Raw genomic sequence first — 6,957 nt, 5'->3', positions numbered from 1 at the left:
CCCAGACTGGATGGCTTAAGCTTTTCAGCTGCTTTTCCCAGATAAACTTTTAGAGAATTAGTTGAAAGTTCTTGAATAGATATATTTCCAAAACTATTCACTAACAAGTTAAATTGGACGTTATAGGCCTTTAATGTTTGTGAAGAATAACCTTGGATTTGCTTATCTGCCTTATATAAACTCCATACCTCAGTTAAGATCATACCTGTTTCTCTCCCATCTATACCCTATTAATAGACAGTATAGACAAAAGAAGAACTATTATACTAGATTAGTAGATTTTTTTATTAAACAATAACACCTGTTAGTTAAAGAAGAAAAAGCTGCCATAAGACAGCACCGATCTTCATCTAACGCACCCTTTAATGGAATAACATGACTGACGTTTTTAAAAAACTTTATTATGTTTTAAACGACTTTTTTGTAAATTAAAAAACTTTATTTTCACTTAACGTCTGAAATAACTCAAATGGATTTCATAGCGAACATATATGTCGGTGAAAAGTGTGTCTGCAGATAGAAAAATAATAATTTTGACCACGATGATATGGGCGAAATATAAAATAACCTGCAAGGCACAAGCACTAATTAATTTCGACCAACTAATTTTATACCTATAACAGTTAAGTAATCGGAGGAGTCGAACGGATCATCGGATTTGTGTAATAGCATTGGCGATATGAACAACGTAATTCACCTCGTCTATAAGTTTAACATGGCGCAGGGAGAGCGAACTAAGTAGATTATTGGAAAAACCCCGACCTAGTGGCCGAGGTTAGCTAATTATGCGCGATATTTCAGTAAATTGCTCCTTTGTGCACTGAATAAGGGTTTTGTACTCCTCGCCTTCTTCGTCGAATAAATAAAGGTAAGCGTTTGAAGTTTCTTTTTTCATTGCTCGGACTGCTATATCAGTGATTGCACCGACTGAACCTACAAGAGCAGTACTTAGAATCGAGCTGTTTGTAGATTTCCCGACGTTTCTACTTTCACCATGTTCCCACTCAATCCTGGAAAGTTTGAAGTGTTTTTGTCCAAATGCAGTTGTAACCTTGACCTCACCTGGCTGCCCCCACCTCATTATAGTCATTCTGTTAACGCTTTCATTACCTTCGACACCATCAGTTAATACGTGACCGCCTGCCAATACGCTGACTTGAATCCGAGGTTTAATAACCTGTCTCCAAAATCCCATAAAAGCACCGTCCCTCTTAATTTTGTCATATAATTATATATACGCATCCGCCTACGAAAGGGTTCATTTTTCCATAGGCTTCCGCATTTATTTCGTTAATCGTTATATATCTTCGTGTTTCTTCGGAAAGAATGAACCCGTGATCTGTCCGAAGTTCATCACAAGCGCTCCGATAATAAGGTTCCGCGTCTGCTCATCGCCGTAAAACACAAATAAGGCCGCCGACAAAACGATCAGCAGTCCGAAGGAAAAGAGATACTGGAATTTAATCCGCTTGATAATCGTCATCATCAGAACATCACCGCCCAAGTCTTCGCGCCAACTATTCCGTCAGCCGAAAGCTTCTTACGTTTCTGATACACTTTGACCGCTGCCGTCGTCGCTTTACCGTAGATACCGTCAGGCTTAACGCCGACCGCGAATCACTTTGGGGGGCAGTATAATAATTTAATTGTTCCTTGCTATATTGCCATATAATTATTATTTATTAATTGTTTTAACAATGCAGCTCGGCTGTTTGAACCATACACGCCATCGACTTCTCTCGGAAGATATACACTCTGAAATCTTCTCATAGCATCAGTAGTATGTAGTCCCCAATGCGAATCAATTTCTCCGACGGCTTGCTTAGTAAGTCCAGATTTTACTGGTACGTCCTTAAATACAGGTCGACCATTTTGTAAATCCTTTACTGTTAATCCACCTGTCATTTCAAAATGCGGTGCATAGCAGAAACCTTTCCAATCTCCAACCCATGCGAAGCCAGTGAATTGTTTTACCGTTTTCATTTTATTTTTAATTTGATATTGATTACTGCATCAGTTTGAAATATAACTTTTCCGTTCTTCGCTATTTCATTTTCGATTATCCATTTTTTATGTGACCGTAACTTGAGTAGCTCAAGTTACAAAGAAATCATACCGACATATTCATACTTGGTTAATATTCCCCAATCCGCGTTCACCCATATCGAAGATTGTTTCTGCTTCAATACTCGGAATGTACACAGACTTGTTTACCTTAACATTTTTACCATTAAATCATTCTCCCTTAATGTCCAATACTCAATTAGTCTCTAGCCTTCTGCCATACGGATCATATCATGCATGAAATGATTCACGGTTAACACTCCCTTATTTAGACAAATAAAAAAGCCTGAGCATTGTCCCCAGACTCCTATCCAGAAATCATTTTTGGTATGTTGGTTTTTTAACTGCTATCAAAACCCAAAAGACCATGATTATTGGAATAAAAAATAAATTTAAATTAATTCTTTTATCAACGATAATTGAAAAAACATCGTTGATAAAAACAAACTAAGCTTAATAAAATGCATAAAAACAAAGAATGTAACGATAATTTCAGCATTTTTATTCTCGAAAAGTCAGGTATGTCAAATAATGTGTTTCCCCCTTAGTTTCGGATATTTTACCAGTATACTAGTGCTTTACAAGCCTTTTTAACTTTAGGCTTCTTTTTACCCCATTTGTGGAAAGCAGAATAAGCTCCTAATTTATACAAGTCTTGAACTATTAAAGTAGCAACAGTCATCCCAACTACAGCCCCAAATACAAGTTTTAAAGCCTTTTCGAATCCTGAAGGCGGTGGAGAATGTCTACCTATAGCTGACGCTGATAGATCGTTTATTTGAATAAAATCGTCTTGTTTAAGTATTTCCTTCTCTAATGATTCTGTTGCGCTTTCAATTTCTTTTAAATCATCTGAAGAAATTCCAATAAGTGCCTGTTTAAGATTGTTAACTTCGCCAGTAGGGCATTATTCATCAAATCTTTACATGATTAGTACATTTATTAAACTTATCTATTTTATAATTAAATCACAATGTAATAATTCACATCATATGGAGGATACAATCATGGAAATAAATGAAAGGCAACCATTTGAGTCTTTTTTATCTCCTCGTCAACTTACTGAGCTAAAAATCTTATCTATTAAAACAAACATAGCTTTCCATGAATTATTAGCAATGCCATCAAATAATCTCACTTCTAGAGAAACTGAACAATACTACCGAACTAAATAATGAGCTTAATAATAAAGAAATGATATTAAGAAATAAAGTTTTCATTAATAAAAATAAAGAAGTATTAAAAAAGACACAAAAAGCACTCGACCAATTAGGTTAAGTGCCTTTTCTATGTATTACATTCTAAAAAAGAATAAGACATCACTTGGTTAAAGTGGATGTCTAGTTTTTCTTATGTTTTCCACCCCTTTCATTACATAATAAAAAGCCACCCTTTTGGGACGACTTAAATTTTGTTAATAATAAAATTTCAGACTTAATGGTTCCAAAACACTTTTTATTTAATTTTCCCAATCGGTATATTTAACACATTCCATAAAATTAAAATCCATACTATAGATACCCCCCAAGCTAATAAAGGTTTTTTAAAATGTATTCGAAGTATTGAAAACATAGCGATATTAAACAACACAGACCACCAAATATTCCAACCATTGTAATGGTTTATCAAGTCTAAATACTTAAGGTTAATTAATTCGATTGACGAATACAGAAGAACCCAAAAGGCAATCCAAAATGACTGTTTCCGTTTCGATTGAGGGAAACGACCAAGGTATATCATAATTGTTGAAGGATACGCCAAAAACATAATAATCAGCGAAATAATTAGGTCATTTCTCAGGATGTGTACACCAAAAAATATTTCTTGATAAGCCCACAGTTGATGATAATAGAGTAAAAAACTATATAGAAGATCACCGATAATAAAGAATAAGATGGTCGGATAATAATCCCTCCATCTCCTCCAATTGCCCCATTTAATCCCTGCTAATAAAAAAAGAGCAATAAATACAAAGTGCATATTCTTCTCCAATGTTTTTTACTACAAATTATTCCCATCTTGTTAAAAAAGTATGCAAAAGAGCATTCAAGTTATGAGCGCTTCCTGTGTGGTTAATATTAATGAATATCTCTCTTTTTGAACCTTCCCCCACGTACTTCCGCGATATTTGCCATTGCTAAGAAAGATGAAGGGTCGATCTCTTCAACAATTGTAGTTAACTTGGATTCTTCAAGTCTGGTAATTACACAGAAAATAACCTTCTTGTCTTCTCCAGTAAAAGCACCCTCACCATGTAAATATGTTACACCCCGTCCTAATCGGCTATTGATTGCATCACCTATCTCTCTTGCTTCATCGCTAATTATCCACACTGACTTTGTTTCTTCCATTCCAGTAATAACAATGTCAATGGCTTTAGCAGCTATTACATAAGCTAAAATTGAATACATGGCTCTATCCCATGTGTAAACGAATCCGGCAGAACCAAGTATGAATAGATTGATGAACATAACTATTTCGCCAACAGAAAAAGGCACTTTTTTACTTATTACAATTGAGAGTATTTCTGTACCATCAAGAGCACCACCGTTACGAATTACTATTCCTACACCTATACCTAAAAAAATTCCGCCAAAAATTGTAGCAAGAAGGATATCTTCAGTGAAGGGTGGGATAGGATGAAAATATGTCGCAAAAATGGAAAGCATAATAATTCCATATATAGTAGATATAGCAAAAGTTTTTCCAAACTGTTTATATCCCAAATATACAAATGGTAGGTTTAATAGAAAAAGAAAGATTCCCAGTTTTATACCGGTAATGTGAGAGAGCATAATTGAAATGCCTGTAATACCACCATCAATTACATGGTTGGGAATTAAAAAGATTTCCAATCCAGTGGCCATAAGCAAAGCACCGATTGTAATAAGAATGATCCGTTGGGCAATTACCAAAGGAGGTAACTTTTTATGCTGCTTTTTAATTGCTAAAACTTCCGTCAGAAAAATCACACCTTTTATTATTCATTTATTACTATTATATCCTAATATCAAATCATGAAAAATAACTTTGAATATAGAAGTTCTAATTTTGTTCCATCTTCCCACTTTAGCCAAAATAAAAACCGATATTCTTGTTAGCGTTTGATTGTTGTTATTGGTTTTCACATCGTTACCCAAGCACCAGCTTTTCTAATTCTGAATATTCCATTCCCTCTAAAAGTAGAGCCATCTGCACAATCGTTGGGTGCTGTAGCGAAGTTACCTGATAAATCCACTAACCAATCAGATGAACCCCTAAAACTGACAAAGCATTGTTAGGACTCACATATGCTGAAGCGTAACATCCTGAAATAGCTCCTGTACCTGATTTTGCAGTTTGGTTACAATACAGAGCTGAACCTGTCTCTAAAATAACATTGATAATGGCAATTCTTCTGAATGTGTACTTAGTAGCAGATATGTATATCCTTGCATTGACAAGGTTTAGTATGATTCCGCCAATTATATTAAAACGGGATGAGAGTGAACCAAAATCCCCACCTGCTAACGTCCAATAATCGCCCCTAGGGTGTTCATAAGTAAATCATTAATATCCGTAATCCTATGATTTTGCAATTACTTAGCTCAATAGCCAATGAAAAAAAGAACCCATCACTGCAGTATTTTTAATTGTTCTAAACTGCGGCCAAATAGTTGGCAATAAAAAATCTAACGGTATAAATAGAATAAGGTTCAAAATATATGTGGTAATACCCTCAGAAGAAAATGGTAGTGAATTGATTTCCAGTGAAAGGTAGAAAAAGAAAAACATACACCCATAGAAAATGCTTAATAGATAAATCCTTTTGCGCCTTTAATAAAAAATACAATTCGAGACACAATACAAAAAATAATAGTACAAAAATAAGTATAAAAAACTGTAAGTGTAAGCAGATAGAATACGTCTCCTACTTTACATTGAAACCTATTACTTTATCATTTTTAAACCTAATTCAATGTGGTCACAATCACTCCATCAATATTATTACCAGATATTTCATACTGTTCATTCGCTGGTACTTCAACTTCAATTGTCATGTTTTGAGAAATGGGATAATATGAAATTGTATATTTTTTCCCTTCAACACTAATAGAAATGCTCTTTTCTTCTTTTAAATAATCCAAATATTCTTCTAAAGCTAAATTCATTCCCTGCATGATCGCACTGTGAGGCAAGCCGACATAGCGAATATGCCATGGTTCATATTGAATTCCTGTAATATCCGTTTTATTCGCGGGATAGCGTAAGATAAAGCCGTTTTTCCAAGCATTTTCTTCTATCCACTCTCCTTCAGGTGCTTCTTTCATCTTCATTTGAGTAGACCCTACATCGAGTGCTAATCCTAAATTGTGTTCGCTATGCCCGGCTGGCAAAGCATAGTCAGCGCCCATCTCCTTGTACAGTTTGTTTTGCTCATCAAAGTCTCGATAACCACTGTTAATTAAGAAATTACTAACCCCATCCTCTTCAGCCGCAGCTATCATCTCCGAAAACTTTTCAGCTATTTCCTCTGATAATTTTATTTCATTATTAAGCAACTGGTATCCGGTATTTAATTCTTTGTGTGTAAATAAATTTATGATATCCGATTTTATGCCAGCTTGTTGAACAGCATATTCACTGTTAACCAAAAGCAGATTCCCTTGATGGATCTGCTCTTCTGTAATCTCAATCTTTTGAGAATTTTCAATAGCTGTATTGTCATTTTGTTCATAAAGTTGATCCTCTACTTTATCTTGGGATATCGGTAATATCTTAAAAATAAAAACTAGAAATAATGCAAAAACCAATAAAAATCCCCACTTTTTCATTTTTAGTCTCCTCCTTGATGTAACTTGTATATAGGATAGGAAAAACTTTTAAAATAAAAAGTGGGGTAAACATTAAATT

The 6,957-nt window shown here is 34.6% G+C and carries 8 protein-coding genes and 2 pseudogenes; 1 reads left to right on the top strand and 9 read right to left on the bottom strand.

Annotation, left to right across the window (positions count from 1 at the left end; all coding sequences use genetic code 11):
- The 5 genes and pseudogenes from ADA55_RS30480 to ADA55_RS11710 form a co-directional block, all read right to left on the bottom strand.
- Nucleotides 1-203, bottom strand: a pseudogene (locus ADA55_RS30480) (integrase); the annotation flags it as partial.
- Nucleotides 204-775: 572 nt separating this feature from the next.
- On the bottom strand, nt 776-1,195 hold the full coding sequence (locus ADA55_RS11720; protein ID WP_048683880.1) for a hypothetical protein: 420 nt from the start codon (nt 1,193-1,195) through the stop codon (nt 776-778).
- 102 nt (nt 1,196-1,297) lie between these two features.
- Complete coding sequence (locus tag ADA55_RS11715) at nt 1,298-1,504, bottom strand: hypothetical protein (RefSeq protein WP_142398546.1); 207 nt, start codon at nt 1,502-1,504, stop codon at nt 1,298-1,300.
- The gene (locus ADA55_RS31375; RefSeq protein WP_323599531.1) at nt 1,486-1,557 is read right to left on the bottom strand and encodes a peptidoglycan-binding domain-containing protein; all 72 of its coding nucleotides are present in this window, start codon (nt 1,555-1,557) and stop codon (nt 1,486-1,488) included. Before ADA55_RS31375 ends, ADA55_RS11715 begins: the two co-directional genes overlap by 19 nt.
- Before the next feature lie 99 nt (nt 1,558-1,656).
- Complete coding sequence (locus ADA55_RS11710) at nt 1,657-1,983, bottom strand: hypothetical protein (RefSeq protein ID WP_048882912.1); 327 nt, start codon at nt 1,981-1,983, stop codon at nt 1,657-1,659.
- A 1,088-nt stretch (nt 1,984-3,071) separates the two neighbouring features.
- On the opposite strand from ADA55_RS11710, the gene ADA55_RS29330 reads away from it, so the two are divergent.
- On the top strand, nt 3,072-3,239 hold the full coding sequence (locus tag ADA55_RS29330; RefSeq protein WP_153246120.1) for a hypothetical protein: 168 nt from the start codon (nt 3,072-3,074) through the stop codon (nt 3,237-3,239).
- 280 nt (nt 3,240-3,519) lie between these two features.
- Here ADA55_RS29330 and ADA55_RS11705 read toward each other — a convergent pair whose 3' ends face one another.
- The 4 genes and pseudogenes from ADA55_RS11705 to vanY form a co-directional block, all read right to left on the bottom strand.
- Nucleotides 3,520-4,044 carry a CBO0543 family protein gene (locus tag ADA55_RS11705; protein ID WP_048683869.1) on the bottom strand — a complete coding sequence of 175 codons (525 nt, stop codon included), beginning with the start codon at nt 4,042-4,044 and terminating at the stop codon, nt 3,520-3,522.
- A 98-nt stretch (nt 4,045-4,142) separates the two neighbouring features.
- On the bottom strand, nt 4,143-5,009 hold the full coding sequence (locus ADA55_RS11700; protein ID WP_373689795.1) for a YitT family protein: 867 nt from the start codon (nt 5,007-5,009) through the stop codon (nt 4,143-4,145).
- 567 nt (nt 5,010-5,576) lie between these two features.
- Nucleotides 5,577-5,960, bottom strand: a pseudogene (locus ADA55_RS28450) (VanZ family protein); the annotation flags it as partial.
- A 54-nt stretch (nt 5,961-6,014) separates the two neighbouring features.
- On the bottom strand, nt 6,015-6,878 hold the full coding sequence (vanY, locus tag ADA55_RS11695; RefSeq protein WP_048683866.1) for a VanY-A/VanY-F/VanY-M family D-Ala-D-Ala carboxypeptidase: 864 nt from the start codon (nt 6,876-6,878) through the stop codon (nt 6,015-6,017).
- Nucleotides 6,879-6,957 lie beyond the last annotated feature (79 nt).

The sequence above is a fragment of the Bacillus sp. 220_BSPC genome (assembly GCF_001054655.1).
Classification (GTDB): domain Bacteria; phylum Bacillota; class Bacilli; order Bacillales; family DSM-1321; genus Peribacillus; species Peribacillus frigoritolerans.
Note: the sequence above shows the minus strand (reverse complement) of the source record. Positions and strands in the feature narration are given on the sequence as shown.